25 protein-coding genes are annotated in these 24,763 nt (G+C 66.2%); 19 read left to right on the forward strand and 6 right to left on the reverse strand.

Annotated elements, in window-relative coordinates; translation table 11 throughout:
- Position 1 precedes the first annotated feature (1 nt).
- Entirely contained in the window at positions 2–1,036 is a 1,035-nt protein-coding gene (gene mreB / locus ACZ5BT_RS07880) for a rod shape-determining protein MreB (protein WP_464884049.1), read from the reverse strand.
- A 51-nt stretch (positions 1,037–1,087) separates the two neighbouring features.
- On the opposite strand from mreB, the gene ACZ5BT_RS07885 reads away from it, so the two are divergent.
- The 5 genes from ACZ5BT_RS07885 to ACZ5BT_RS07905 are packed head-to-tail and all read left to right on the forward strand — an operon-like array spanning position 1,088 to position 4,982.
- Entirely contained in the window at positions 1,088–2,158 is a 1,071-nt protein-coding gene (locus ACZ5BT_RS07885; RefSeq protein ID WP_464884050.1) for a prepilin peptidase, read from the forward strand.
- 9 nt (positions 2,159–2,167) lie between these two features.
- On the forward strand, positions 2,168–2,776 hold the full coding sequence (locus ACZ5BT_RS07890; protein ID WP_464884051.1) for a MazG family protein: 609 nt from the start codon (positions 2,168–2,170) through the stop codon (positions 2,774–2,776).
- Between the two features lie 29 nt (positions 2,777–2,805).
- The gene (locus ACZ5BT_RS07895) at positions 2,806–3,294 is read left to right on the forward strand and encodes an NUDIX hydrolase (RefSeq protein ID WP_464885803.1); all 489 of its coding nucleotides are present in this window, start codon (positions 2,806–2,808) and stop codon (positions 3,292–3,294) included.
- Positions 3,294–3,803, forward strand: coding sequence for a type 1 glutamine amidotransferase domain-containing protein (locus ACZ5BT_RS07900; protein WP_464884052.1), 510 nt, complete (start codon positions 3,294–3,296; stop codon positions 3,801–3,803). Before ACZ5BT_RS07895 ends, ACZ5BT_RS07900 begins: the two co-directional genes overlap by 1 nt.
- Positions 3,804–3,854: 51 nt before the next feature.
- On the forward strand, positions 3,855–4,982 hold the full coding sequence (locus ACZ5BT_RS07905) for an acyl-CoA dehydrogenase family protein (RefSeq protein ID WP_464885804.1): 1,128 nt from the start codon (positions 3,855–3,857) through the stop codon (positions 4,980–4,982).
- Between the two features lie 37 nt (positions 4,983–5,019).
- On the opposite strand, the gene ACZ5BT_RS07910 is transcribed toward ACZ5BT_RS07905, so the two are convergent.
- Entirely contained in the window at positions 5,020–7,302 is a 2,283-nt protein-coding gene (locus tag ACZ5BT_RS07910; RefSeq protein WP_464884053.1) for a penicillin acylase family protein, read from the reverse strand.
- Between the two features lie 52 nt (positions 7,303–7,354).
- On the opposite strand from ACZ5BT_RS07910, the gene ACZ5BT_RS07915 reads away from it, so the two are divergent.
- From ACZ5BT_RS07915 to ACZ5BT_RS07925, 3 genes are read left to right on the forward strand one after another with little or no spacing between them, the layout of a single operon-like run.
- The gene (locus ACZ5BT_RS07915) at positions 7,355–8,500 is read left to right on the forward strand and encodes a M20 family metallopeptidase (RefSeq protein WP_464884054.1); all 1,146 of its coding nucleotides are present in this window, start codon (positions 7,355–7,357) and stop codon (positions 8,498–8,500) included.
- A gap of 10 nt (positions 8,501–8,510) precedes the next feature.
- Entirely contained in the window at positions 8,511–8,780 is a 270-nt protein-coding gene (locus ACZ5BT_RS07920) for a hypothetical protein (protein ID WP_464884055.1), read from the forward strand.
- Entirely contained in the window at positions 8,777–9,112 is a 336-nt protein-coding gene (locus tag ACZ5BT_RS07925; RefSeq protein ID WP_464884056.1) for a cupin domain-containing protein, read from the forward strand. The genes ACZ5BT_RS07920 and ACZ5BT_RS07925 overlap by 4 nt, the downstream gene beginning before the upstream one ends.
- A 15-nt stretch (positions 9,113–9,127) precedes the next feature.
- Here ACZ5BT_RS07925 and ACZ5BT_RS07930 read toward each other — a convergent pair whose 3' ends face one another.
- A complete protein-coding gene (locus ACZ5BT_RS07930; protein ID WP_464884057.1) occupies positions 9,128–9,658 on the reverse strand; it encodes an LOG family protein in 531 nt (176 codons plus the stop codon).
- Positions 9,659–9,667: 9 nt separating this feature from the next.
- A complete protein-coding gene (locus ACZ5BT_RS07935; RefSeq protein ID WP_464884058.1) occupies positions 9,668–10,003 on the reverse strand; it encodes a DsrE family protein in 336 nt (111 codons plus the stop codon).
- Between the two features lie 25 nt (positions 10,004–10,028).
- On the opposite strand from ACZ5BT_RS07935, the gene ACZ5BT_RS07940 reads away from it, so the two are divergent.
- The 11 genes from ACZ5BT_RS07940 to pth all read left to right on the forward strand — a co-directional run bounded on the left by ACZ5BT_RS07940 (position 10,029) and on the right by pth (position 20,388).
- A complete protein-coding gene (locus tag ACZ5BT_RS07940) occupies positions 10,029–10,904 on the forward strand; it encodes a DMT family transporter (RefSeq protein ID WP_464884059.1) in 876 nt (291 codons plus the stop codon).
- A gap of 9 nt (positions 10,905–10,913) precedes the next feature.
- Positions 10,914–11,807, forward strand: coding sequence for a pseudouridine-5'-phosphate glycosidase (locus ACZ5BT_RS07945; protein ID WP_464884060.1), 894 nt, complete (start codon positions 10,914–10,916; stop codon positions 11,805–11,807).
- Between the two features lie 27 nt (positions 11,808–11,834).
- Entirely contained in the window at positions 11,835–12,719 is an 885-nt protein-coding gene (locus ACZ5BT_RS07950; RefSeq protein WP_464884061.1) for a RodZ domain-containing protein, read from the forward strand.
- Between the two features lie 28 nt (positions 12,720–12,747).
- Positions 12,748–14,091, forward strand: coding sequence for a 30S ribosomal protein S12 methylthiotransferase RimO (rimO, locus tag ACZ5BT_RS07955; protein ID WP_464884062.1), 1,344 nt, complete (start codon positions 12,748–12,750; stop codon positions 14,089–14,091).
- 9 nt (positions 14,092–14,100) lie between these two features.
- Positions 14,101–15,450 (forward strand): Trk system potassium transporter TrkA, encoded by a 1,350-nt coding sequence (gene trkA / locus ACZ5BT_RS07960; protein ID WP_464884063.1) that lies wholly within the window; start codon positions 14,101–14,103, stop codon positions 15,448–15,450.
- 32 nt (positions 15,451–15,482) lie between these two features.
- Positions 15,483–16,946, forward strand: coding sequence for a TrkH family potassium uptake protein (locus ACZ5BT_RS07965; protein WP_464884064.1), 1,464 nt, complete (start codon positions 15,483–15,485; stop codon positions 16,944–16,946).
- Between the two features lie 9 nt (positions 16,947–16,955).
- Positions 16,956–17,417, forward strand: a complete 462-nt coding sequence (locus ACZ5BT_RS07970) for an S-ribosylhomocysteine lyase (protein ID WP_464884065.1) — start codon at positions 16,956–16,958, stop codon at positions 17,415–17,417.
- A complete protein-coding gene (locus ACZ5BT_RS07975) occupies positions 17,414–18,082 on the forward strand; it encodes a 5'-methylthioadenosine/adenosylhomocysteine nucleosidase (RefSeq protein ID WP_464884066.1) in 669 nt (222 codons plus the stop codon). Before ACZ5BT_RS07970 ends, ACZ5BT_RS07975 begins: the two co-directional genes overlap by 4 nt.
- Before the next feature lie 19 nt (positions 18,083–18,101).
- Complete coding sequence (locus tag ACZ5BT_RS07980) at positions 18,102–19,067, forward strand: ribose-phosphate diphosphokinase (protein ID WP_464884067.1); 966 nt, start codon at positions 18,102–18,104, stop codon at positions 19,065–19,067.
- Between the two features lie 57 nt (positions 19,068–19,124).
- A complete protein-coding gene (locus ACZ5BT_RS07985) occupies positions 19,125–19,751 on the forward strand; it encodes a 50S ribosomal protein L25 (protein ID WP_464884068.1) in 627 nt (208 codons plus the stop codon).
- Between the two features lie 73 nt (positions 19,752–19,824).
- Entirely contained in the window at positions 19,825–20,388 is a 564-nt protein-coding gene (gene pth / locus ACZ5BT_RS07990; protein ID WP_464884069.1) for an aminoacyl-tRNA hydrolase, read from the forward strand.
- A 53-nt stretch (positions 20,389–20,441) separates the two neighbouring features.
- Here pth and ACZ5BT_RS07995 read toward each other — a convergent pair whose 3' ends face one another.
- Positions 20,442–21,752, reverse strand: a complete 1,311-nt coding sequence (locus ACZ5BT_RS07995; RefSeq protein WP_464884070.1) for a pyridoxal phosphate-dependent aminotransferase — start codon at positions 21,750–21,752, stop codon at positions 20,442–20,444.
- Positions 21,753–21,845: 93 nt separating this feature from the next.
- Positions 21,846–24,761 carry a hypothetical protein gene (locus ACZ5BT_RS08000; RefSeq protein WP_464884071.1) on the reverse strand — a complete coding sequence of 972 codons (2,916 nt, stop codon included), beginning with the start codon at positions 24,759–24,761 and terminating at the stop codon, positions 21,846–21,848.
- Positions 24,762–24,763: the final 2 nt, after the last annotated feature.

Raw genomic sequence — 24,763 nt, forward strand, 5'->3', positions numbered from 1 at the left:
CTTAGTGCCTGAGGACGTTGTCGGAACTCACCAGCGTGTCTTTCAGGACGTCGAGCATTTCCAGGGCCCGGCCCGTGCCCATGGCCACGGCGTCGAGGGCGTTTTCGGCCACCACCACCGGAACGCCGGTGGCTTCCTGGAGGAGCGTGTCGAGGTGCTTGAGCAGCGAGCCGCCGCCGGTGAGCAAAATGCCACGGTCGATGATGTCGGAGACCAGCTCCGGGGGCGTGCTCTCGAGGGTCTTCTTCACGCCGAGGATGATCTTTTCCAGCGGCTCCCGGAGGGCGTCGACCACCTCCTGGGTGGTGATCTCGAGGGTCTTGGGCAATCCGGTGATCAGGTCGCGCCCGCGGACCTCGGCCACCAGCTCGTCGTCCTCGCCCTCGATCATCGCCGCCCCGATGCGGATCTTGATCTCTTCGGCGGTGCGGTCGCCGATCAACAGGCTGTGCCGCTCGCGGACGTAGCGCACGATGGCTTCGTCGAAGCCGTTGCCGGCGATGCGCAGCGACTCCGAGACCACGATGCCGCCCAGTGAGATGACCGCGATGTCGGTGGAACCACCCCCGATGTCAACCACCATGCTCCCCGTCGGTTCGGCGATGTTGATGCCGGCCCCGATCGCCGCCGCGAGCGGCTCCTCGATGAGGAAAGCGCGCTTGGCCCCCGCCTCGACGATGGCCTGGACGACGGCCCGGCGCTCGACCTCGGTGACCCCCGAGGGCACGCCGACCATGACCTGGGGCTTGAAGAAGCGGGACATCGGGGAAAGCACCTTTTTCAAAAAGAGGGTCAGCATGCGTTCGGTCAGGGTGTAGTCGGCGATCACCCCGTCTTTCATGGGGCGGACCGCGACGATGTTGCCCGGAGTGCGGCCGAGCATTTGATACGCCTCGAGTCCGACGGCCTTTACATCTTTGGAATCGCGGACCATGGCGATGACGCTCGGTTCCCTGAGCACGATGCCGCGGCCGCGAATGTAGATCAGCACCGATGCGGTGCCGAGGTCGATTCCGATGTCCTCGCCCCTGAACATATCGCTTTATTGTATCTGGATCGGGTGAGAAAAGAAGTGATAATGGGGGCCATGTTGGTGGTGTGGGCGTTCGTGTTGGGCCTGGTCGTTGGTTCCTTCCTCAACGTGGTGATCTACCGCCTGCCCCGCGGGCAGTCGGTGGTCTTTCCCCCCTCGCACTGCCCCGCCTGTGGCAAGCGGCTCACCCCGGCCGAGCTGGTGCCCGTCCTTTCCTACCTGTGGCAGAAAGGGCGCTGCCGCCGGTGCGGGGCCAGGATCTCGCCCCGCTACCCCCTGGTCGAGGCGCTTTCCGGGCTGCTCTTTGCCTTTGCCGCCTGGTGGGTGCCCTGGCCCCAGGCGGCGTTTTCCTGGTTCTTCTTCGCTGCTTTGGTCGCGCTCGCCTTCATCGATGCAGAGCACGAGATCCTGCCCGACGCCCTGACCTATGGGGGGCTTGGCCTCGGGCTCGTCTTCGCGAGTTTTTCCGGTTTGGCGTCTTTGGCCAGGGCTTTGGACGGCGCGACCCTCGCGAGCGGCCTTCTGGTGCTGATCGGAGGGTATGGCGCGCTCTGGCTGCGGCGGGGGCGCGACGCAAGGGGGTCGTGGCCGGTGGGGTTTCACCAGGTCTACCTGGCGGCCCTGGTGGGGGCGCTCCTAGGCCCGGGGTGGGGGCTTTTGGCCGGCGTCGCCAACTGGGTGCTGAACTGGGTAACGCGGCGGCGTTTCGAGCTCCCCGAGCCGCTCTCGCTCCTTGGGCTCGTGCTGGTCTGGGCGGCGGCGTGGATGGGCGCGGGGGCGCCGTTTTTCGATTCGGTCAAGGGAGCGCTCTTCGCCGCCGGCGGGGTCGCGCTCTTGGGGGGGCTTTACTGGGCGCTGGTGCCGGCGACCGAGGACGACGATGGGGACGAAGCGGTGGCGCTCGGCTTTGGCGACGTCAAGCTCGCGGGGATGCTGGGGGCCTGGGTGGGGTTTGGCCCGTTTTTGGTGGGGCTTTTTTTCGCCGTGGTCGCCGGGGCGCTCACCGGGGCGGTGCTGGGTCAGCGGCGGATCCCCTTTGGCCCCTTCTTGGCCCTGGGCGGGGTTTTGGCTTTCTTTTTCGGCCAGGCGATCCTGAACGCTTACCTGGCCTTCATCGGGTGGTAGGTTAAAACCGTGGAGAGGTTGCTCTCGGTCATGCGCCGGCTCCGGGCCCCGGACGGGTGCCCCTGGGACAGGAAGCAAACCCATAAGAGCCTGGTGCCCTACCTCCTCGAGGAGGCGGCGGAAGCCGCCGACGCGATTTTGTCGGGCGATCGCGAGGCCACGGTGGAGGAGTTGGGTGATGTGCTGCTCCAGGTTGCCTTCCACGCCGTGATTGCCGAAGAAGAAGGCGGTTGGCGTTACGACGACGTGGAAGAGGCCATCGTGACCAAGCTGATCCACCGCCATCCTCACGTCTTCGGGGAAGCGCAGGTGGAAAGCGCCGACGAGGTGCTGGCCAACTGGGAGCGGCTCAAGGCCGCTGAGGGCAAGGTTCGCGATCGGCCATGCGACGGGGTGCCGGCCTCCCTCGGCGCGCTGGCGCGGGCCTATGAAGTGGAGAAGGCCTTGGGTTACCCCGAGGGCAGCCAGGCGCGGGTGGCCGAAGCGGTCGCGAGCGGCGACCTCAAGCGGGTGTTGCTCGAGGTGGTGGCCTGGGCCCGCGCCCAGGGCCAAAACCCGGAAGCCCTTTTGCGCGAGGCGGTCGTAGAGCTTTGTTCGAGCCCATCCCCGAAACCCTGACCCCGCCACCGGGGCTTATTCCAGCGGCGGTGCTGGTGCCGCTGGTGGCCGGTGATCGCCTCGTCTACACCGTGCGTTCCCGCTCCCTCCGCCACCACAAGGGCCAGATCAGCTTTCCCGGGGGGAGCCTCGAGGCCGGTGAAACCCCGGCCCAGGCAGCCCTCCGCGAGGCCTGGGAGGAGATCGCCTTGCGGCCCGAAGCGGTGCGCTTGCTCGGGGCCCTGCCCCCGGTTTTTTCCCCGGCCGGGTTTTCCATCCTGCCCGTGGTGGGGTCGCTCGGAGCGCTGCCCGACCTCGAGCCCAACCCCGAGGAAGTCGATGAGATCCTGGTGGTGCCCCTCGAGGACCTCTTCGCAGCCCCGGCGTACCGAGAGTCGCGGCGCGGCCGCTGGGTGTGGCACTATCCCTGGCGCGGCTACGATATCTGGGGCGTGACCGGCAACATTACCCACGAGCTCCTGACGCGCCTCTCCGGCCGGCGGGGTTACCCTGGAGGGGCAAGGGAAGGAGGGCAGTGATGGTCGTCGCCGTTTTGATCGAAGACCTCTTCGATGAGCGCGAGCTCATCTACCCGTATTACCGGCTGCAGGAAGCAGGGGCCGAGGTCTTGTTGGTCGGGCCCGAGGCCCGGGTTTACCGGAGCAAGGCGGGTTTTGCCATGCGGGCGGATCTGTCCGCCGCCGAGGTGAGGGAAAAGGCCCTGGCCGGTCTGGTGATCCCCGGCGGGTACGCCCCCGATCGCCTGCGCCGCCACGGTGCGGTGCTGGAGCTGGTCAGGGAGGTCGATGCAGCACAAAAGCCTCTCGCGGCCATCTGCCACGCCGGTTGGGTGCTGATCAGCGCCGGGGTCGTCCGGGGCCGACGGCTCACGGGCTACCACTCGATCCGCGACGACCTGGAAAACGCCGGGGCGATTTACCTCGACGAGGCCCCGGTCGTCGACGGCCACCTGATCACGGCGCGAAACCCCGCGGACCTGCCGGTCTGGATGGCCGCCTTCACCGCCGCCCTGGCTCGCGGGGGCTGAGCGGGCATTGCGCTTTTTCTCCGGCGGCGTCATGATACGCTACATTTGATGTTGCCGTTGACCGAAGAGCAAAAGCTCGTGCAGCAGACCGTGCGGGCCTTCGCCCAGGAGGTGCTCTGGCCCGAAGCTCCCCGTTACGACGAAAGCGGCGAGTATCCCTGGCCCCAGCTTCGGGCCCTCGCCGAGCTCGGCCTTTTGGGGATGACCACCCCCGAGGCCTGGGGCGGCGCGGGAATGGACAGCGTGAGCTGGGCTTTGGCCCTCGAGGAGATCGCCTACGCCGATCCTTCGGTGGCGGTGATCGTTTCGGTGACCAGCGGCCTGCCCCAGTACATGCTGGCCAAGTTCGGCACCGAGGCACAAAAGGATCGCTTTTTGCGGCCGCTCGCGCGGGGGGCGTGGATCGGCGCCTTCGCCCTGACCGAGCCGGGGGCCGGGTCTGACCCGGCCGCGATGCGGACCCGGGCCCAAAAGGTCGATGGTGGTTGGGTTCTTTCGGGGACCAAGTCCTGGATTACCTCCGCCGGGCAGGCTCACCTCTACGTGGTCATGGCCCGGAGCGGCGAAGGGCCGAAAGAGATCACCGCCTTCCTGATCGAAAAGGATGCGCCCGGCCTTTCCTTTGGCCCGCCCGAGGCCAAGATGGGCCTCCACGCCGCCCACACCGCCGAGGTGCGCCTGGATGAGGTGTTCGTCCCCGACGATCAGGTGCTGGGCCAGGTGGGGCGCGGGCTGGCGCAGGCCCTCGCCGGGCTCGACTCGGGCCGGATCGGTATCGCGGCGCAATCGCTCGGCATTGCCCGGGCCACCTTTGATCTGGCGAAGGCCTACGCGGATGAGCGCGAGCAGTTCGGCAAGAAGATCCGCCATTTCGAAGGCGTGGCCTTTAAGCTCGCCGATATGGCCACCGGGATCGCGGCCGCCCGGGGCCTCGTTTTTGCCGCGGCCCGGAAGAAGGATGCCGGCGAGCGGTTTACCCTCGAGGCCTCGATGGCCAAGCTCTTTGCCAGCCGGCTGGCGGTCGACGTGACCCGCGAGGCGGTGCAGATTTTGGGCGCGAACGGCTACCACCGCGACTACCGTGTCGAGCGCTATTACCGGGACGCCAAGGTCACCGAGATCTACGAGGGTACGAGCGAGGTGCAAAAGCTGGTGATCACAAGGGAGCTCTACCGGTAAAGCCACCCGCCGTGGCCCTGGCCACGGCGGGGGCGGTTTAAGGTGCGGGCTCGAGGACGAGCCGCGCGCTCGTTTCGCCCCGGCGCATGGGCAGGTAGCGGTTTTGGGCCCAGAGCGGGAGCAGGTCGTCGTAGTTGGGGCTCATTACGTTGCCGGACTGGCCCATGGGGTGGATGAAGCGACTGTTTTCCAGCTTGGCCAGGTCGACGATCTCGCGGTAAGAGGGCCCCCAGGCCATGGTGAAGTCCGTGGCGCGGTAGGGGCCGACGTTGACGGTGAACCGGTCCCCGCCGTGGGCGATCCGCCGTTCGAAGATGCGGCGCACGCGGTCGTCCTTGCTCATCACGAAGTGGACGAAGACTGCCTGGTGCACCTGGCCCCAGGGCTTCACCTCACCCAGTCGCTCGACCACCCGGTCCAGCGCCTGGCTGGCAAAACCCAGGCAGCTGCCGCCGCAGGCCGGATCGCCCTCGCGCATCGCTTTCAGGAGGTAGCGGGGCTGATCCCAGTGCGCCTGCCCGACTTCCTTGGCTGGGAGCCGGGTGAGTTCGGTGTACCAGGCTTCGAAGACGGTTGCCTCCTCGCTCCGGATATCCTCCCGCCCGTCCCAGGCGAGGAGCCTTTCCTTCCACTTTCTCCCGGCTTCGGTCTTCGGCTGCAAGAGCGCGAGCACCGGCCGGAAGTCGCGGAAGAGGAGGCTCACCTCGTCGGCCTGGATGCGGGCCATGTCTTCGACGTCCAGCTTTGGCTTGGCCGTGATCAGCTCGGTGATCCGGCGGGCACGGTAGGGGTCGGCCCAGTCGACGGTGATGGTGTAGGGGTAATCCTTGGGGGTGACCTTGTTGTTGGCGGTGACCACGAAGCCCTGTGGCGGGTTCAGGGCCCTCGGCAGTTCGTCGAAGGGGATGAACCCCTGCCAATCCCACTCGCCAGTTCCCGGAACCGGGTAGGCGCCGCTGTGTCCGGGTTTGCGGATGGGGATCTTGCCGGGGGCGAGGTAACCGATGTTGCCCTCCACGTCAGCGTAGACGAAGTTCTGGCTGGGGGCAACGTAATAGGCCAGGGCCTCGTTGAAGCTCTTCCAGTCGCGGGCCTGGTCGATGCGCAGGAAGGCCTCGAGCGTCGTGTCCCCATCATCGAGGCTGATCCAGCGCAGGGCCAGGGGTTTGTCCCCGGGCGCCTTGGCCACGTCGGAGATGACGGGGCCGTAGACGGTTTCGCGGACCAGGATGGTCACCGGATCCTGACCCTTGACCCGGATCGTTTCCTTCCGGATGCGGTAGGGGCGGACCTGGCCCTTATAGAGGTAGCCGCCATCCTTTTCCTCGAGGACGTAGAGGTCTTCGACGTCGGCGCCTACGTTGGTGACCCCCCAGGCAATGCGGTCGTTGTGACCGATGACCACGCCGGGGAGGCCGGGGAAGGAGGCCCCGACCACGTGAAAGCCGGGAGCCTGGAGCTCATTCAAGATCCAGATTGACGGCGTGGAGAGCCTGAGGTGGGGATCGTTGGCCAGGAGCGGCTTGCCGCTCGCCGTGCGGTTGCCGGCGACGACCCAGTTGTTGGAGGCCTCGATCCCCGGGCTGAGTTTTTGGTCGAGCCGAAGCAGCGCCTCAGCCATGGCGCCGTCGGTCCTCGAGGGCCTGGCGGCGACGCTTTGGAGCACGGTCGGCGCGTCGTCGGGATAGGGCGGCAGGAGTTCGTTGATGCGGGCCTTGCTCAAACCCCGGGCCAGGAGCTTATAGCGGAGGAGCTCTTTTTCGTAGTTTCCGGAAAGATCCCAGCTCATCAGCTTGGCCCAGACCAAGACGTCGGCCGCGCGCCAGGGGCGGGGCTTGAAGCCGAGGAGCTTGAACTCGAGCGGAAGCGGCGGGTTGCTCGCCAGGTAGGCGTTGATGCCGCGCACGTAGGCGTCGAGCAGGCGCCGCGTTTGGGGCGAGAGCGCATCGTAGGCGGCTTCGGCGGCGCGGTAGACCCCGAGGGTCCGCATGAACTCGTCGGTCTCAACCGCGGACGGTCCCAGGACCTCGGCCAGCGTGCCCGCACCCAGCCGGCGCTGGAACTCCATCTGCCAGAGTCGGTCCTGGGCGTGGGCCACGCCCTGGCCGAAGAAGAGGTCCTCGAGGTTTTGCGCTTCGATCTTGAGGATGCCCCGTGCGTCGCGGGTGATCTCGACGGTGTCGGAGAGACCCTTCATGGCCAGACGCCCCGTGGTCTGGGGCAGCGTCGTACTTTTCAGGTAGTAGTAGCCGGCGGCGAAGACGATCACCGCCAGGGCGATGAGCCCAAACAGCGTCCATTTCAAAAGTTTTACCAGCATCTTGCGCCCATTCTAAACCCGGTTTTTGCAACCGGTATAATGTTTTTCCGAAATGTTGGATTCCCTTCAGTTTGAAAAGGCCCGGGCCTATTTCGAGGCCACGCTGCCGGGCTACCTCGAGGACCTCAGGACCCTGGTCAGCATCGAAACCCCGAGCCGCTCGCTAAATCGGCTCTCGGAGGCCGCGAGCTGGCTTGCCGCACGTTTCGACGCCGTCGGCACCGTTTCTCGCCAGGATCTTCCCACCGGCCCCCTTTTGAAGGTGGTTCGCGAGGGCCGGGGACCGAGAGTTCTGGTGCTCGCTCACTACGACACCGTGCACCCCATTGGGAGCTGGCCGCGGCTTTGGCGGGAGGAAGATGGGCGCATCTATGGCCCCGGTGTCTTCGACATGAAGGGTGGGCTGCTCTTTGTCCCCTGGGCGCTCGGTTACCTGGATGAGGCCGGCTTGCCGCTGCCGCGGCTGACCGTGCTCCTCACCCCGGACGAGGAGATCGGCAGCGAGGCCTCGAGGGCCGTCATCGAGCGCGAGGCCCGGCAGGCCGACCTGGCCCTGGTGCTCGAGGCCCCCACCCCGGCGGGAGATTTGAAGGTGGCGCGAAAGGGGGTCGGCCTCTTTCGGGTCCGGATCAAGGGCCGGGCAGCCCACCAGGGGGTGGAACCGGAAAAGGGCGTCAACGCGATCGTGGAAGCGGCGCGTTTCGTCTTGCATGCGGTGGCGCAGGAGGATCGAGAACGGGGCACCACCGTGGGCCCCAACCTGATCCGCGGCGGGTTTGCCACGAACGTCGTGGCCCCCGAGGCCGAGCTCGAGATCGACCTCAGGGTCTGGCACTCCGACGAAGCCGAGCGCGTCGAGGCTGCCCTTCGCGGCTACCGGCCCACCCTGGCCGCCGAAGTCGAGGTGCGGGGCGGTATGAACCGGCCGCCGATGGCCCCGAGCCCGGAGTCGCTGCGGCTTTTTGAGCTGGCGCGGGAGCTGGCCGCCGGCCTCGGCTTTCGCGTGGCCCCGGGCAAGGTGGGTGGGGGGTCCGACGGCAACTTCACGCAGGCCCTGGGCGTCCCCACCCTGGACGGGCTGGGACCGGTTGGGGGCGATGCCCACCAGCCGAGCGAACACGTGCTGAAGTCCGAGCTGCCACGGCGCGGGGCGCTCTTTGGCCTGTTGCTCGCTGCCCTCGCCGGGTGGAAGAAGTAGACTGGAGACGATGTTTTTCCGTAGAGATCCCCACCTCAAGGCCGAGGGCCGATTTTTCCTTTGCCGGGTGAAAACGGCTTCGGGGGAGGTGGTGCCGATTCGCATCAGCCGCACCGCCGAGGTCTCGCCAGCAGAAGGCGGCTACTTCGTGCGCAAGGAGATCATCGCCCCAAAGAGCCTTGACCGGGCGGTCCTCGAGGTGTGGTTCGACCGGCGCATGCGGCCGCGACGCAAGGAAGTCCAGGGTGGGGAACTGGTCCCGATCAAGGAGTGGAAATGAAGAAGATCAGCCTCTTTAAAGCGCGGCATCTGAACCTGTTCCCGGGGGCCGAGGCCTTCGCCGCCAGCGGCGAGAAGGCCATGGTCATGCACGTGCGCCTCGAGGAGGGCGCGGTGGTCCCGAAGCACGCCCACCAAGAGGAGCAGATCTCGGTGGTGCTCTCGGGGCGCGTGGTCTTCGAGGTCGGCGACGAGGTGTGTGAGGCCGGCGCCGGGGAGGCGGTGTTCATCCCCGGCGGCGTGCCCCACACCGTGCAGGCGATTTTGGCCTCGGAGGTGCTCGACGTCTTCGCCCCGCCGCGGGAAGACCTCAAGGAAAAGTTCCCGCTTTGAGTCGGGGCAGGCGATCTAAACGCCCTCGAGGAACGCCCTTAATTCGGCTTCGGACTCGATGAAGCGAATCAGATCCACGTGCTCGGGCTTGATCATGAGCCCGGGCCGAACGATTTCCCGCCAGCTGGCGTGGAGGCCGAGGGGTTTGGTCTTTCTTCCCTGGAGCCAGCGGATGTAGAGCACGTTCCAGGCGGCGAGGATTTCGGTGAGGGTGCCGATGCCGCCGGGGAGCGCCAGGTGGGCGTGGCCCAGATCCAAGAGCCGGTCGATGCGGTCCAGGAGATGGTCGGAAGGGAGCTCGATGTCCACGTGGTGGTTGGGGCCGCTGCGGTGGGGAAAGACGGGGGGCGCGGTGACGCCAATCACCAGACCGCCCTTTTCCTTGGCCCCCAGGCTCACCGCCTCCATGGCCCCGTCATAGCCGCCGGTGGCGACGGCGAAGCCCATCTCGGCCAGGATCTGGCCCCAGCGGTGACCGAGCCGGTAGGTGGGGTGGTCGGGGCCGATCTTCGACGAGCCGAATACGGTGACGATCTTTTCTGGCATGGTGGGATCCTAAAAAGAAAAGATGGCAAAGCCTTCTTCAGCGGCCTTGACCAGGTCCTGGCCGATGTAGTGCACGTCGAAGCCTTCGATTGACACCGGCTGGCCCATGTTTTCCAGGTTTCGCTTGCAGACCACCGGAAAGATGCCGCGCTCGCGCAGCGCCAGGAGGCGCTCGGCGAGCTTTGGGCGCTCGGCGATGGCCAGGGGCACCCGGACGCCGTCGGCGAAGAAGACCACCCGGACCTCGGCCCCCTGGTCGTGAGCGACGGCGGCAAAACCCAGCCCCGAGGCCACGCGAACTTCGTCCTCGGGCCCGGAAAGGATCAGGATGAGGATCTTGGCCATGGGTTCATCCTATAGGATGGTCGGCGTGGACGGACCAACCCTGTTCTTCGCCGGGGTCACGATTTTGTTTTGGGCCTCGGCGTTCGCCGCCATCCGCGCCGGGCTCATGGGGCTTTCGCCGGGGCATCTGATCCTGCTCCGGTTTCTGGTGGCCTCGGGGGTTCTCCTGGTTTCCGCGCTTTTGACCAGGATGCCCCTGCCCCGGCGTGAAGACCTCTTGCGGCTCGCCCTGCTCGGGTTTTCCGGGATCACCGTCTACCATACCGCCCTGGTGTATGGAGAGCGAACGGTGCTCGCGGGATCGGCGAGCCTTTTGATCGCCTCCGGTCCGGTTTTCACCGCGTTGCTCGCCTCTCTCTTCCTCGGTGAGCGGCTTGCCGCTTGGGGGTGGGTGGGCACGGGAATCGCCTTTTTCGGCGTGGCCCTGATCGCTCTCGGCGAGGGCGGGGGGCTTGGCGTCGACCCGGGTGCCTGGCTGATCGTGCTGGCGGCGGTTTCGACCTCGTTGTACTTCGTTTTCCAAAAGCCGCTTTTCGCCCGTTATTCAGCGTTTCAGATCACGGTCTACACCCTGATCCTGGGCACCCTACCCATGCTGGTGTTCCTTCCCGGGCTGCCGAGCGACGTTCGCGCCGCCCCGGCGGCAGCGGTTTGGAGCACCGTGTACCTGGGCGTGTTCCCCGGGGCGCTCGCCTACCTCACCTGGAGCCGGGCGCTGGCCCGGGCGCCGGCCTCGAGGGTCTCGAGCTTTCTCTACCTCTCTCCGGTCCTGGCCATCGTGATCGGCTGGGTCTGGCTCGGTGAGGTGCCGGGGTTTTTGTCCCTCCTCGGTGGGGCACTGGCCCTTTTGGGCGTGGCCCTGGTCAGCGCCTTTGGTCGGGTGGCGGTGCGGGAGGGTTAGGCTTGGGGCATGCGGGTAGATCCGAACGTTCGTGAAGCGCTCGTGGCCCGGCGTCCGGTGGTGGCGCTGGAGTCCGCGGTGATCACCCACGGCTTTGCCAGGCCGAAAAACCTTGAGGTGGCTCGGGCCATGGCCCGAGCGGTCGAGGCGGCGGGGGCGGTCCCGGCGGTGCTGGCGATCATGGAAGGCGAGGTCCGCGTGGGGCTTACCGACGCGGAAGTGGCCTCGCTCGCCGAGCGGGCGGCCGAGAAGGCGAGCCTTTGGAACCTGGCGAGCCTGGTGGCCCGGGGAAAAACGGCGGGGACGACGGTCGCGGCCACGGCCCACCTGGCGGCTAGGGCGGGGATTGGGGTGTTCGCCACCGGCGGCATCGGCGGCGTGCACCACCAGCCCTTTGATGAGTCGGCCGACCTCGTGGCCCTTGCGCGAACGCCGATCGTGATCGTGAGCTCGGGGATGAAGAGCGTGTTGCGCCTCGAGGCTACGCTCGAGCGGCTGGAGACGCTGGGGGTGACGGTGGTGGGGTATCGCACCGGGTGGTTGCCGGCCTTCCACAGTCCGAAGAGTCCTTACCCCCTGCCGGCCCGGGTCGAGGATGCGCAGGAGGTGGCCGAGATCTTCCGTGCTCAGCGAGGTCTGGGCCTCGGTGGGGCCCTGCTGGTGTTCAACCCGGTCTCCGAGGGCCTGCCCTATGAAACGGTCCAGGCTTGGACGGAGGCGGCCAACCGCGAGGCGGTCTCGCGGGGCATCGCCGGCAAAGCCCTGACCCCCTTTTTGCTGCGCCGTCTGAGCGAGCTGAGCGATGGCCGGACCGACGAGGTCAACGTCCGCTTGCTGGTTGAGAACGCGAGGCTCGCCGCGGCCATCGCCGTGGCCATGGCGGAAGAGGGTTATGAAATTTAAATTTTACTCCGGTAGAATGCAACAGGCATGTGCGAACTCGGCATCCGGTTGCGGGAGGCCCGCGAGGGGCGGGGTGAGGATTTAAAGGACCTGGCGCGCCGCCTGAAGATCGGACGGCGGTATCTCGAAGCCCTCGAGGCCTGCAAATTCGACGAGCTTCCGGAGGCGGTGCTGGCCCGGGCCTACCTCAGACGCTACGCCGAGGCCCTGGGCCTCGATCCCGAGCCTCTCCTGGCGATGCTCCCGCTGGGGGATGCCCCGGTGGCGAGCCCGACCCCGGCCGAGCCAGCCCGCCGCCGCGGTTTTCCTTTCCTCTCGGTTTTGTTCTTTTTGATCGCGGGACTCGCCCTGCTCGGGGGGTATTTCCTGTTCTTGCAGCCCCGCTCGGCCACGCCGAAACCGGTTTCGGTCGAGGTCCGCCCCCTGCCCGCGCCGGAGCCAGCCAAGATTCGCCTGCGGGTGATCACCAAACCCCCCGGCGCCAAGGTTTATCTCGATAACTTCTTCCTGGGGGCAGCGCCGGTGAGTCTGGAGGTCGAATCGGGCAGGCGCCTTTTGCGGGTGGAGGCCGAGGGATTTGAGACCTTTGAGAAAACGTTGGACCTCGAGACCGATCGAAACCTCGAGGTCAGCCTGACCCCGAAACCAAAGCCAAGGCCTGCCGTGGCGCCAAAAGCGCCAAACGAGATCGTCATTCGGGTCGTGGCCCGGAGCTGGCTGCGGGTTTTGGACGGGAAGGGCAACAAACTCTTCGAGGGCATCCCGCCGGTGGGCGAGGAACTGCGTTTTCCGCTGCCGGTGACGCTCCGTACCGGCAACGCTGGCGGGATCGAAGTGGTGGTGGCGGGGAAGTCGCTGGGGGTGCTCGGACGCTCGGGTGAGGTCTTAGAGCGCCGTTTCCAGGCGCCGTGAACCCGGCTTTGCCGCTATACTCCGGGGGATGGGTGGAAGGATCGCGTTCGCAAGTCTTGGCTGTGCCAAGGCGCTGGTCGATTCCGAGCAATTGATGGCGCGGCTGCGCGCCCTCGGCTACGAGTTCGTCAGCCGTTACGAGGACGCTGATCTGGCCATCGTCAATACCTGCGGCTTCATCACGCCGGCGATCGAGGAGTCCCTCGAGGTCATCGGCGAGGCGATGGCGGGGGTCGGCAAGGTGGTGGCCACCGGCTGTTTGGGGGCAAGGCCGGGGGTGATTCAAAAAGCGCACCCGGACGTCCTTTCGATCACCGGGCCCGAGGCCTATGAAGAGGTGCTCGAGGCGGTCATGCGTGCGCTTCCCCCGGACCGGGACCCGAAAACTGCCCTGGTGCCGGGGCGGGTCCCCCTGACGCCGAGGCACTACGCCTACCTCAAGATCGCCGAGGGCTGCGACAACCGATGCAGCTTTTGCATCATCCCTCAGCTCCGCGGGCCCCAGCGTTCCCGGAGCGCGGCCGAGGTGCTCGCCGAGGCAGCGCGGCTCGTGGCCAGCGGAACGCGGGAGCTTTTGGTCATCGCCCAGGACACCGTGGCCTACGGGCGTGACCTGCGCTATGCGAAGAGCGAATGGGCTGGCCGCCAGTGGGCGGCCCGGATCACCGAGCTCGTGCGGGGACTCGCCGAGCTCGGTGTGTGGGTGCGCCTGCACTACGTCTACCCCTACCCTGAGGTAGACGACCTGGTCGATTTGATGGCCGAGGGCGTGTTGCTCCCCTATCTCGACGTGCCCTTCCAGCATGCGAGTCCCTCGGTGCTCCGGGCCATGCGCAGGCCGGGCGGGGCCGAGGATCACCTCGAGCGGATCGCCCGCTGGCGAAAAACCGTGCCCGAGCTCACGATTCGCTCCACCTTTATCGTGGGCTTTCCCGGTGAGACCGAGGCCGATTTTGAGCTCCTTCTGGACTTCTTGCGCGAGGCTCGGCTCGACCGGGTGGGGGTGTTTCCCTACTCGGCGGTCGAGGGCGCCGCGGCCAACGCCTACCCGGGCGCGGTGCCCGAGGAGGTCAAGCAGGCGCGTTACGATCGGGTCATGGCTCTGCAGGCCGAGATCAGCGCCGAGCGCATGCGGGCCAAAGTCGGTCAGGAACTCGAGGTCATCGTCGACGGTCCCGCCGAGACCCCGGGCGTCTACCTGGCCAGGACCAAAGGCGACAGTCCGGGGGTGGACGGGGTGGTCTACCTTCGGGGTGCTGGCATTCGGGTGGGCGAACGCTATCTGGTGCGCGTGAGCGATGCCGACACCTACGACCTCTACGCCGAGGTCGTTCGGCCCTTGCCATGGCGGACGCCGCTGGCGTCAAAATAGGAGCTTGTTATGTATGTGGTGATCGCCGGCGGCGGAGAGATTGGCACCGAACTGGCACGGGCGCTGCACACCACCCACGACGTGGTGGTCATCGACCGCTCGCCCGGGGCGAGCGAGCGCTTGGGGAACCTCGATGTCCGCGTGGTGGTGGGCAACGCCACCGATCCGGAGATCTTGAGGGAAGCTGGCGTCGACCGGGCCGAGGCTTTCATCGCCGCCACCAGCATCGACGAGATCAACCTCATCAGCTCGCTCCTGGCCAAGGGGCTCGGGGCCAAGGAGGTCCTGTGCTTCGTGGGTCGCGCTGACTACGCCGAGGTGCTCACCGATCCGCGTACCATGGACATCCTCGGCACCCGAATCGACCGCGTCCTCTGGCCCCAGCGTTCGCTGGCTCAGGAGATCCTCGAGGTCATCCTCATCCCCAAGGCCCTGGACACCGAGGTCCTGGCCGGCGGGCGTCTGCGCCTGATCGAGTACCTGGTGGAGGAGGGCGGACCCTACGCCCGCCGGTACCTCGGCGATCTCGACTGGCCGGAAGGGGTCTTGCTCCTGGGGGTTGTCCGGGGCAGCGAGTTCGTCTCCGCGCGAGAGGAAGAGGAGTTTGCCGATTTGGTGCTCGAGCCAGGCGACCACTTGATTTTCGTCGCCACCCGGGCTTCGTTCTCGATTCTCCACGCCTACTTCGCCGGGACCGAGCAGGTGCGCAAGGTGATGGTGGTCGGGGGTGGGGCCGTGGGCTACATGGTGGCCAAGGACCTCGAGGCCACCGGGGTCACGATCCGGCTCATCGAACACTGCTCGGAGCGGGCGGCCTGGCTTTCGGAGAACCTCTCCAAGACCCTGGTTCTCCAGGGCGACGGGACCGACGTCGATCTCCTCGAGTCCGAGGGGTTGAGCGAGACCGATGTTCTGGTCGCGGTCACCGACAACGACGAGAAGAACCTCCTGGTTTCGCTGCTCGCCAAGCAGGTGGGGGTGGAAAAGGTCATCACCCGGGTTGGCCGCAGCGAGAACCGAACGCTTTTCGAGCGCGTGGGCATCGACATTCCCATGACCCCGCGCCAGGCTGCGGTCAGGGAGGTGGTCAACTACCTTTCGTCCGAAGGCGTCGAGCACCTGGCTTTAATCGAAGACAAGGTCGAACTCATCGAGGCCCCGGTCGCCGAAGGCTGGGTGGGTCTGCGGGTGGCTGATCTGGACTTCCCTCCCAAGGCGGTGGCGGTCGCGGTGCTCAGGCCGAGAAGCGTTCTCCTGGCCACGCCCGAGGTGGTGCTCCAGTCGGGCGATCGCATCTTGGTCCTCGCTCCCCGCGAGCTCGTGGAAGCCGTGGCCGGGCTCTTGCGGCGGGGGAGCTGAGCCCCGGGGCAGATGCCGGGGAGGAGGGTGGCGTGAGTACATTCGTCCTTTACGTCGTGGGCGTCGCGTATTGGGTTTTGGGCTGGGTGTTGGCGGGTTTCGCAGTGCTGGCCCTGCTGTGGCAGGAACCCGCCACCGGTTTTTTTGCCGCGGCGGCGGTGGGTCTCGGTCTCGGCTGGCTCCTGCAAAATTTCGGGACCGCCAAGGCCGAGCCCAAGCGGGCCGAGGCCCTCTTTTCGGTGGCGATCCTGTGGCTCCTGGTGCCGTTTTTGGGGGCGCTGCCCTACTGGTTCGGAGGCTATTTTGGCTTCATCGACGCCCTCTTTGAGTCCATGTCCGGCTTCACCACCACCGGGGCCACGGTGCTCACCGACTTTTCCCTTCTGAGCAAGAGTCTGTTTCTCTGGCGGTCGCTAACCCAGTGGTTCGGCGGTGTGGGCATCATCCTCCTGTTCATCGCCGTGCTCCCCCACCTCGCGGTCGCCGGGCGCCAGATGTTTTTTGCCGAATCCACGGGGGTGCAAAAGGAAAAGCTCACGCCCCGGCTGCGGCACACCGCCGAAGCGGTGTTGCGCGTTTATGCCGTGCTGACCCTGGGCGCCTTCGTCGGGTATTTGATCGGGGGTATGGATATCTACGACGCCCTGGCCCATGCCCTGACCACCATTCCCGCCGGGGGCTTTAGCCCCAAGGCCGACTCGTTCGCTTCGTTCAGCCCCTTGGCCCAGTGGGTGGCGGTCATCTTCATGTTTTTGGCCGGGGCCAACTTCATGTTGCAGTTCCGCCTGATCTTTCAGCGGGAGCCGCGGCCGCTCTTTAGGGACCCTGAGTTCCGGGCCTACGCCGGGGTTTCCATCGTGGCCTCGCTGGCCATGGCCGCCTACCTTTTCCTGGATCATGACTACGGGCTTTGGGCGAGCCTGCGGCACGCCTTTTTCCAGGTAATCTCAATTCTGACCACCACCGGCTACGCCTCGGTGGACTTCGCTCAGTGGACCATTCCCGCCCAGGCGATTTTGCTGGCGCTGATGTTCATCGGGGGCTCGGCCGGCTCCGGTGCCGGCGGCGTCAAGGTGGTGCGCTGGCGGATCGTCCTCTACCACGTTTCACGCGAGCTCAAGCGCACGCTCCATCCCCAGGCGGTGATCCCCTTGCGTCTTGGCGGCCGGGCGGTGGGGGAGGACGTGCTCAGGCAGGTCTCGGCCTTTGTGGCGCTCTACGTGCTGACGTTCGCCGCCGGGGCAGTGGTGGTGGCCCTTTTGGAGCGGAACCTGATCGTGGCCTTCACCGCCAGCGCGGCCACGCTGGGCAACATCGGTCCCGGTCTCGGCGGGGTCGGGCCGATGGCGAACTTCGCCTGGATGCATCCCTTCACCAAGCTGTTCCTCACCTTCGAGATGTGGGCCGGGCGGATCGAGCTCATCCCGGTCTTCCTTCTCTTCTTCCGTGAGATGTGGCGTTCGGTGCTGCGGAAGGAACGGCGCACGAGCGGGTAGAATCGCCTCATGGCCGAGGTGGAGTCTTTCGAACTGGACCACACCCGGGTGCGGGCGCCTTACGTGCGCCTGGCCGGGCGGAAGGAGTTCGCCGGGGGCGTGATCAGCAAGTGGGATTTGCGGCTAGGACAACCGAACCGCGAGGTGGTGCCCACGGCGGCGCTGCACACCCTCGAGCACCTGCTCGCCGGCTACTTCCGGGACCACCTCCCGGGAGTCATCGATCTCTCCCCGATGGGGTGCCGTACCGGGTTTTACGCGGTGGTGGCGGGTGAGCCCGAGCCTTCGGTGGTTCGGGCGGCCTTCGAGGCCGCGCTTTCGGATGTGCTCGCGCATTCGGGCCCGGTGCCCGGCGCGGGGCCCCTCAGTTGCGGCAATTACCGTGATCACGACCTGGCCGGGGCCAAAGCCTGGGCAAAGCGCGTCCTCGACGCCGGCCTTATCGTTCAGGAAACGGTGCCCTTGCCATGATGCTCGTGCTCGCGGCTGAGGGGCTCGAGGCCGAGGCTGTCCGCCAGCGCCTGGTGAGGGCTCGCTCGCTGGCCTCGCCCTTTCCCGCCCACAGCGGTGCCCTTGCGGGGCACGAAGTCGTCTTGGTGGAAACCGGGGTGGGCAAGGTGGCGGCGGCGGCGGCGCTGGGCTGGGCGGTGATGCGCTTTGCCCCAGATGCGGTCTTTTTCGGTGGGGTTGCCGGCGCCCTGTCGTCGGGACTGCGGAGCGGCGATCTGGTCGTTGCCCGGGACGCGGTGCAGTGGGATGTGAACCTGACCGCCTTCGGGCGCGAGCCTGGCGAGCTCGGGACCGGTGAGCGGTATCTTCCGACCGATCGTGCGCTCACCGACGCCGTGATGGCCGCGGCGCCGGAGGCGGTGTTGGGCCGCATCGCCAGCGGCGACCGCTTCGTCGACGACCCGGCCCTCGCCCGCTGGATTCGGGAAACGTTCCAGGCTGACGCGGTGGAAATGGAAGGCGCGGCCGCGGTGTGGACGGCGCGGCGCCTCGGCGTTCCCCTGGCCCTCTTTCGCATCGTGAGCGACCGGGCCGACGGCGGGGCGCCGGGAGATTTCGAGGCCTTCCTGCGCCAAGGCGCGAAGCGGCTGGCCGATGTCGTCGAGGCCACGCTGGGAAATTTATAATGAAGAAGGGAACGTACCAATGGACTTAAAGATCCTCGCGGGTAGCGCAAACCCTGACCTGGCCCAGCGGGTGGCCAGGGAGATCGGGGTGGGGCTTACGCCGGTGGAACTTGGCCGCTTTCCCGACGGCGAGGTTCGGCTCCGCCTCGTCGAGAGCGTTCGGGGCGCCGACGTGTACGTCATCCAGCCCACGAGCCCGCCGGTCAACGACCACCTCATGGAGATTTTGCTCATGGCCGACGCCCTCCGCCGCAGCTCGGCCTCCAAGGTCAACGCGGTGATCCCTTACTTCGGCTACGCGCGCCAGGATAAGCAGACCAAGGGCCGGGAGCCGATCAGCGCCAAGGTGGTGGCCGACCTCCTGCAGCGGGTGGGCGTGGACCGGGTGATCGCGGTGGACCTCCACGCGCCCCAGATTCAGGGGTTTTTTAATATCCCGGTGGATCATCTCTCCGCCGTCCGCCTCTTTGCCGAGTACCTGGTTCGGGAAGGGTTGACCCGGGACGCGGTGGTGGTGAGCCCCGACGCCGGGCGGGCGGAGGAAGCTCGACGGCTGGCCAACCTTTTGGAGCTCCCCATGGCCATGCTGGCCAAGCGCCGCACCGGCCCCACCGAGACCGAGGTCACCTACGTCATCGGCCGGGTTAAGCGCCAGCGTCCGATTATCATCGATGACATCGTGTCCACCGGCGGCACGATCCGTCGCGGGGTCGATGCGTTGGTCGAGGCCGGCGCCCGGCCGGAGGCGGTGGTGATGGCCACGCATGCCGTCCTCTCCGGGCCCGCCCGGGAAAACCTCGCCCATCCCGCCATCGAGCGGGTGGTGTTCGCCGATACCATTCCCCTCGACGACGCCGGCGACTACGTGGTGCTCTCGACGGCGCCGCTGCTCGCGGAGGCGATCCGTCGCGTTCACACCCACCGCTCGGTCAGCGAGCTGATGGTTGCCGAGGGCCCGGTTGACCCGCTATTCTCGAACCCTTAAACTTTAGAATGCTGCATTGCGCCCATTGGGCGCCCTGGCCCCTGTGAGGAGGAAGGCATGGAATACAGACTTCGCGCGTACCGCCGCACCAACGAGCGCCCGAGCGTGCTCCGCCGTGAAGGCAAGATCCCGGCGGTGGTCTACAACCGCCACATGAACGAGAAGATCTACGTGAACTTCCTCGAGTTCGACAAGGTGTTCCGCAAGGCGTCGATCCACCACGTGGTGACCCTCGAGCTCGACGATGGCAAGACCATCGATACCCTGGTGCGCCAGGTTAACCTCGACAAGCGCCGTCGGCGCCCCGAGCACGTCGATTTCTATGCCCTCGCCGATGAGCCCATCGACATGTACGTGCCCCTCAAGTTCGTGGGCACGCCGGTGGGCGTCAAGCTTGGTGGCGTCCTCGAGGAGGTCATGACCGACATCCTGGTCCGCACCCTTCCCCGAAACATCCCTGACGCGATCGAGGTCGACGTGTCCGGACTCAACATCGGTGACGTGGTTCACGTCTCCGACATCGCCTTCCCCGAAGGTGTCAAGCCGCTCGTGGACCTCGAGGAGACGGTCGCCACCCTGGTGCCGCCGGAGGACGTGGAGCGTCTCGAGGCCGAGGCCGGCGAGGCGGAGGAAGGCGAGCCCGAGGTCATCCAGCGCGGCAAGGTGGAAGAGGAAGAAGCTTAAACTCGATTGGAAGAGCCTTTGCATTCGATCGGGGCCGCCTCTCTGGGGCGGCCCCGGGTTTAGGCTGGGAGCGATGGACGAAGCCTTCTTGGTGGTCGGGCTCGGCAACCCGGGACCCCGTTACGCCATGACCCGCCATAACGCGGGTTTTTCGGCCCTCGATCGGCTGGCGAAGGCCGAAGGGGTTGTCTTCCGGCGGCGGGGCGAGGCCCTGATCGCCCCCTGGGGCCCGGGGTGGTTGATGAAGCCGCTGACCTACATGAACCTCTCCGGGACCGCGGTGGCCCCGTTCGTTCGGAGCAAGGGGCTGTCCCTGGAGAGGGTGCTCGTGGTGCACGACGACATGGACCTGCCGCTCGGGCGGATTCGCTTCAAGCGAGGGGGGAGCGCTGCTGGGCAGCGCGGGGTGCAATCGATCATCGAGGCGCTCGGTGACCCCGGCTTTGATCGCCTGCGTATAGGCGTGGGCCGGCCACCTGCGGGGATCGATCCGGTGAGCTGGGTGCTCTCGAGGTTCCCTCCCGACGACGCCGCCCGCTTCGAGCGGGTGATCGAGCACGCCCTCGAGGCGATCCGTGTCTGGCGGGAAGCCGGGCTGGCCGAGGCTCAGACGCGCTTTAACGGGCTTCGCCTGTAAGCAAAAGCGGTACGCGTTGACCCCGCCGTGGCAAAAGCCACGGCGGGGTGATTTCAGGCGTGCTTGACCCAGTCCACGATGGACTCGATGGCGTTCACGATGGGGGCGGCGTAGGTCTTGAGGAAGGTGCCGTTGAGCGCGCTGTTTGGCTGGGCGGCCGCGGCGCGGAGGGCGGTTTCGCCGTCGAAGTCCACATAGGCCAGGCGCAAGGTGAGTTCTTCCGCCGGGCGGCCGAAGTCGCTGCCGGGGAGCGCGGCGACGCCGGTGTCCTCGAGGAGGTGCTTGGCCAGGAGCTCGGAGGTGTAGACCCCCTTGCGCATGAGACGGTCGCGGAGGGGTGAGAAGTCGGGGAAGAGGTAAAAGCCCCCGGCGGGCATCTCCAGATAGACGCCGGCCTCGCGCAGCCGGCGGGCGCTCCAGCGTCCGATGGCCCTGAGCACCCGGCGTGCGTGGTGGAGGTAGGCCTCGATCTCATCGCTGCCGCGGAATGCGGTGACAGCGGCGTACTGGATCGGGGCGCTGGTCGAGGTGTAGGTCTCGCTGGCCACCGCGGTCATCGCCTTGCGCAGCCAGTCGAGGGTGGGCGGGAAGATGAAGACCCCGAGCCGCCACCCTCCGGCCCCGGCCCATTTGGAGAGCCCGGTGGAGATGATGGTGCCTTCGGGGTAAAAGCGGGCGATCGAGACGTGGTGCCCGGTGTGGTGGAGCTCGCCGTAGATTTCGTCGGAGAGTAGGAGGACGCGGTAGCGCCGCGCGACCTCCGCGATCGCCTTGAGTTCGTCGAGGCGGTAGGTGACGCCGGTGGGGTTGTTGGGGTAGTTGAGGATGAGGATCCGGGGGCGTTCTTCGTCGCTGGCGAAGAGGGCCTCGAGGTCCTCGGGCTGGACCTTCCAGCCCGATTCCCGGCGGGTGGGGAGCCACTGTACGAGCCGGCCCACGATCCGCGCCTGCGGCGCGTACGAGACCCAGGAGGGCGAGGGGATGACGAGGTCGCCGTAGAAGACGAGCTGGAGCAGGAACATGAGTTCCTTACTCCCCGGTCCCACGAGGACGTCCTCGGGCGATCGCTCCACCCCGTGCTTTCGCCGCACGTAGTCGGCGACGGCCTCTTTGAGCTCGGGAAGACCGGCGGTGGGCAGGTAGTCTTTCTCGTGCGCGTGTTGCCGGAGCGATTCCACCACCGGTTCGGGCACGGGAAAGGGCGACTGACCGAGGCCCAGCTTGATCACACGGTGTCCGTGGGTCCTGAGCTGGTTCGAGAGGTCGTTGATGGCGATGGTGGCCGAGTCCCCGAGCCCCCGGACGTTTAGGTTTAAGTGCTTGCCTGGCGGCCTGCGGAAGCGGCGCGCGACGGTCCTTGACATAGGCATAAATATAAGCCAACAGCGAGGTGGGTGTGCCGTATTCAAAAAGGGACCGGGGCACCGGGTGTCCGTGCCCCGGGGTTCCGGCGTTCGTCAGCGGGGGTAGAGCGTTTCCACAAAGTCGATGAACGGGAATTGCTGGGTGAAGAACGTGTACCCCTGCGGAAGGGGGAAGGTCTCCGGCTGGCCAATGATGGCGGTACCGCTCGTACCCGGGCTTACGCTATAGATGGTGACGCCATTCGTATCGCTACAGACGACCTGATTTCGATCGGGGGCGGGCACGCAATCTCCCGTTGTGGGAAGAGGCGTGAAGGTGCCGGAGGTGGGATCGACGAAACCGGGCGTGCCGCTGTATTGGGGATCCAGGGCCCAGCCGATGAAGATAAGGCCGTTTTGCAGGGCATCGGGATCCGAGTATTGGAGGTAGTCGGGGTTGGTGCCGATTTGCCCCGAAGGGCCGGTGACCGGGTCGGGCACGGCCAGGATCGAGGCTTCAGAGGAAGGTTGGTTGTTTCGGGTGTAGGGTAGGCTGCAGCCGAGGAGATAGCCACTGCTGAAGTTGCGCCCCGGGCGCCAGAGGCAGTTGCCACCACTCAACGTGTGCGTCCAGATGATGGATCCGTCGGTGAGGCTCATGGCCTGCAGCTCGTTGGCCTGTCCGTCGAGGCTCTGATAGAAGCGGAGAATGCGAGGGTCGTCAGCAGCCCAATCGTAGTCGAAGTTGATGGCGGATACCTGGTAACTCGGGGGCAGTTGGGTGAGTGTTGTGGCCTGTTGGGTCGAGGGATCGACCAACCAGAGCGTTTCGCTGGGATAGGTTCCCGCCTGGGGGTCGTAGCCCGGGTCTTGCAGGAAGGCTACGAGCAGCGAGCCGTCCTGGCGACGGGCGGCGGTGAAGGTGAGGGCATAGGTGTATGGGTCGGCCCAGCTATCGCTTGAGAAACCCGTGAGGGGGGCTACGGTGTTTGCGTCGAGATCCCAAAGGAAAAGGTTGAGGGGTCCGTTGTTGTAGCGGCCCAGGAACACGATCTCGCGCATTGGGGCCTGGCTCGGGGGCGGGGTGACGGTGGTATCCTCCTGCACCTGGACGCCCGTGTAGCGGGCGGTATAGCCGTTGGATCCGCTCACCGAGATATCGTAGGTGCCCACCGGAAGGTCGATGAGGTAGGTGCCGCTACCGGAGCCGGTCTCGCTGAGCTGCCAGTTCACGCTGATGCGGGTGATGATCTCGGTGATCAGGGCATCGAGTCCACCGCTCGGGCCCTCGAGGGCCACCGTTCCTCGTAATGGTTTGGCGTGGAAGCGGAACTTCTTGTTGCCGTCGGCTTTGGGCTGCTGATCGTCCCTGGCCCGGGAGAGCTCGACGTTCGCGGCGATGGCGCCGCTTTCGAAGGTCGCTCCCGGGGCCACCGAGATCTCGACAGGTGGAGTTTGCATCTGGCAGCCCCACTGTTTGGTATCGACGGCGGTGCGGTCGCTGGGTTTGAGGGCGCTGCCCTGGAGCGTGAACCAGAGCCGCCAGGTGACTGGGAAAGGTTCGGTATTCGGGAGTCTGTAAGTGAAGACGGAGCCATTGAAAACCAGGCGGTCGTTTTGGTGATCGACCCAGGTTTCGGACCGAGTGTTCCCCACGAGTTGGGTGACGCTGAGCGCCGTCTGTGGATCGGGCTTGCAGGCGGCCGCCGGTCGGGCCGTGTGAGGCCCTTTCAGATAAGTGTGGTCCTGGATCCAGTGCCAATACTCGTCGGGCAGCTTGTTTTTGAGCGCGGCGTAGGTCCCGGCGACATTCATTGAGAAGAGCATGAACTCGTGCATGCCGGCGTCAAACGCAAGGCCCTGCTCTCGGAGGACGTGGTACCACCAGTCCTGGGTACGGTAGTGAACGTTGCTGGCCTTTCCGCCAAACGCCGTCAGCGCCCGCCACTCTTCGCGGTGGCTGTAATCGGGCGTGAGCTGGGGCTGGTAGGCGGGGTCCTGCATTGAGACCTCGGAGAGTGCAGCTGTGCTCTCGGCCCACCAGAACGTACTCTTTCCGTAACGTTCTTGCACCGCGTGGAAGATTTCGTGAATCAGCGTTCGCTTCATGAGGTCGGTGAATTTGCCGTCTTTGGGGACGCAGACCACCATGATGCGGGTTCTTGGGTCGTAGTAGCCGAGCGTGCTGGAGTCGCATCCGTTTTTTTTGTCGCCGCTAGGGACCAGGAAGAATCTGTACTTGGCGTTGGTGTAATCGTAGCCAAGGGGTTTTTTTCGCCACAGCGAGATGATGGGTTTGGCCCCGGTGACGGGCAGGAGCGGAGACCGGAGCTTGGATTTGCTATAGAGGGTAATTATCTTATCGAACTCGTTTTGGAAGGTGCTGGCGGTTGAGCTCGCAATTGAACCTTTGGGGTAGACCTTGGCCTGGCTGCCTTTGAGCCATTGGTAGCCAAGGCCCTTGCTCCCGGCGGGCGCGAGGGTTCCTGGGCTCGGCGCTGAAGCGCTGGGGCTTGTGAAATCGGAGCCTTCGACCAGGACAAAGGTCAAACCTTCCTCGGGGATTTCTGGAAGAAGGACAACGAAGGCGTTTTGGGCCTGGAGGTAGGTGCCCTCGAGGAACGTCCAGATGGGTTGCTGGGGCGCGTGCGGTGAGCCAGTCGGTACGTAGATCGCGAGCGCGAGCTGGGCGGTGTTCGCGCCCTGGGGAACTGGGACGATGAGCGCAAAGGGGTCGCTGGCGGGAACGTAGGTATCGGCGCTCAAGGTATAGAAGTCGCCCCGCTTGGTCCACTCCGTGGGCAGGGCGAGACTCGGCGGCTGTGTTTTTTCGAGCTGGACGTTGATGCTGTTCGGCAGGGCGTTGGCGGGAATGCTGAGTGCCAGCTGGTCGGGGCCCTCAAGCCACCCTCCCGTTGGCCCGAGCTGTCCGATCGAATTCGAGGGGGCGCCTCCGAAGAGCCCGCACCCAGTGAGGAAGAGTGCGAGCAGCCCGAGCCAAGCCGCGTGTGCCCGGATGCCACCTTTCATGC

The sequence above is a fragment of the Vulcanithermus mediatlanticus genome (genome assembly GCF_055385885.1).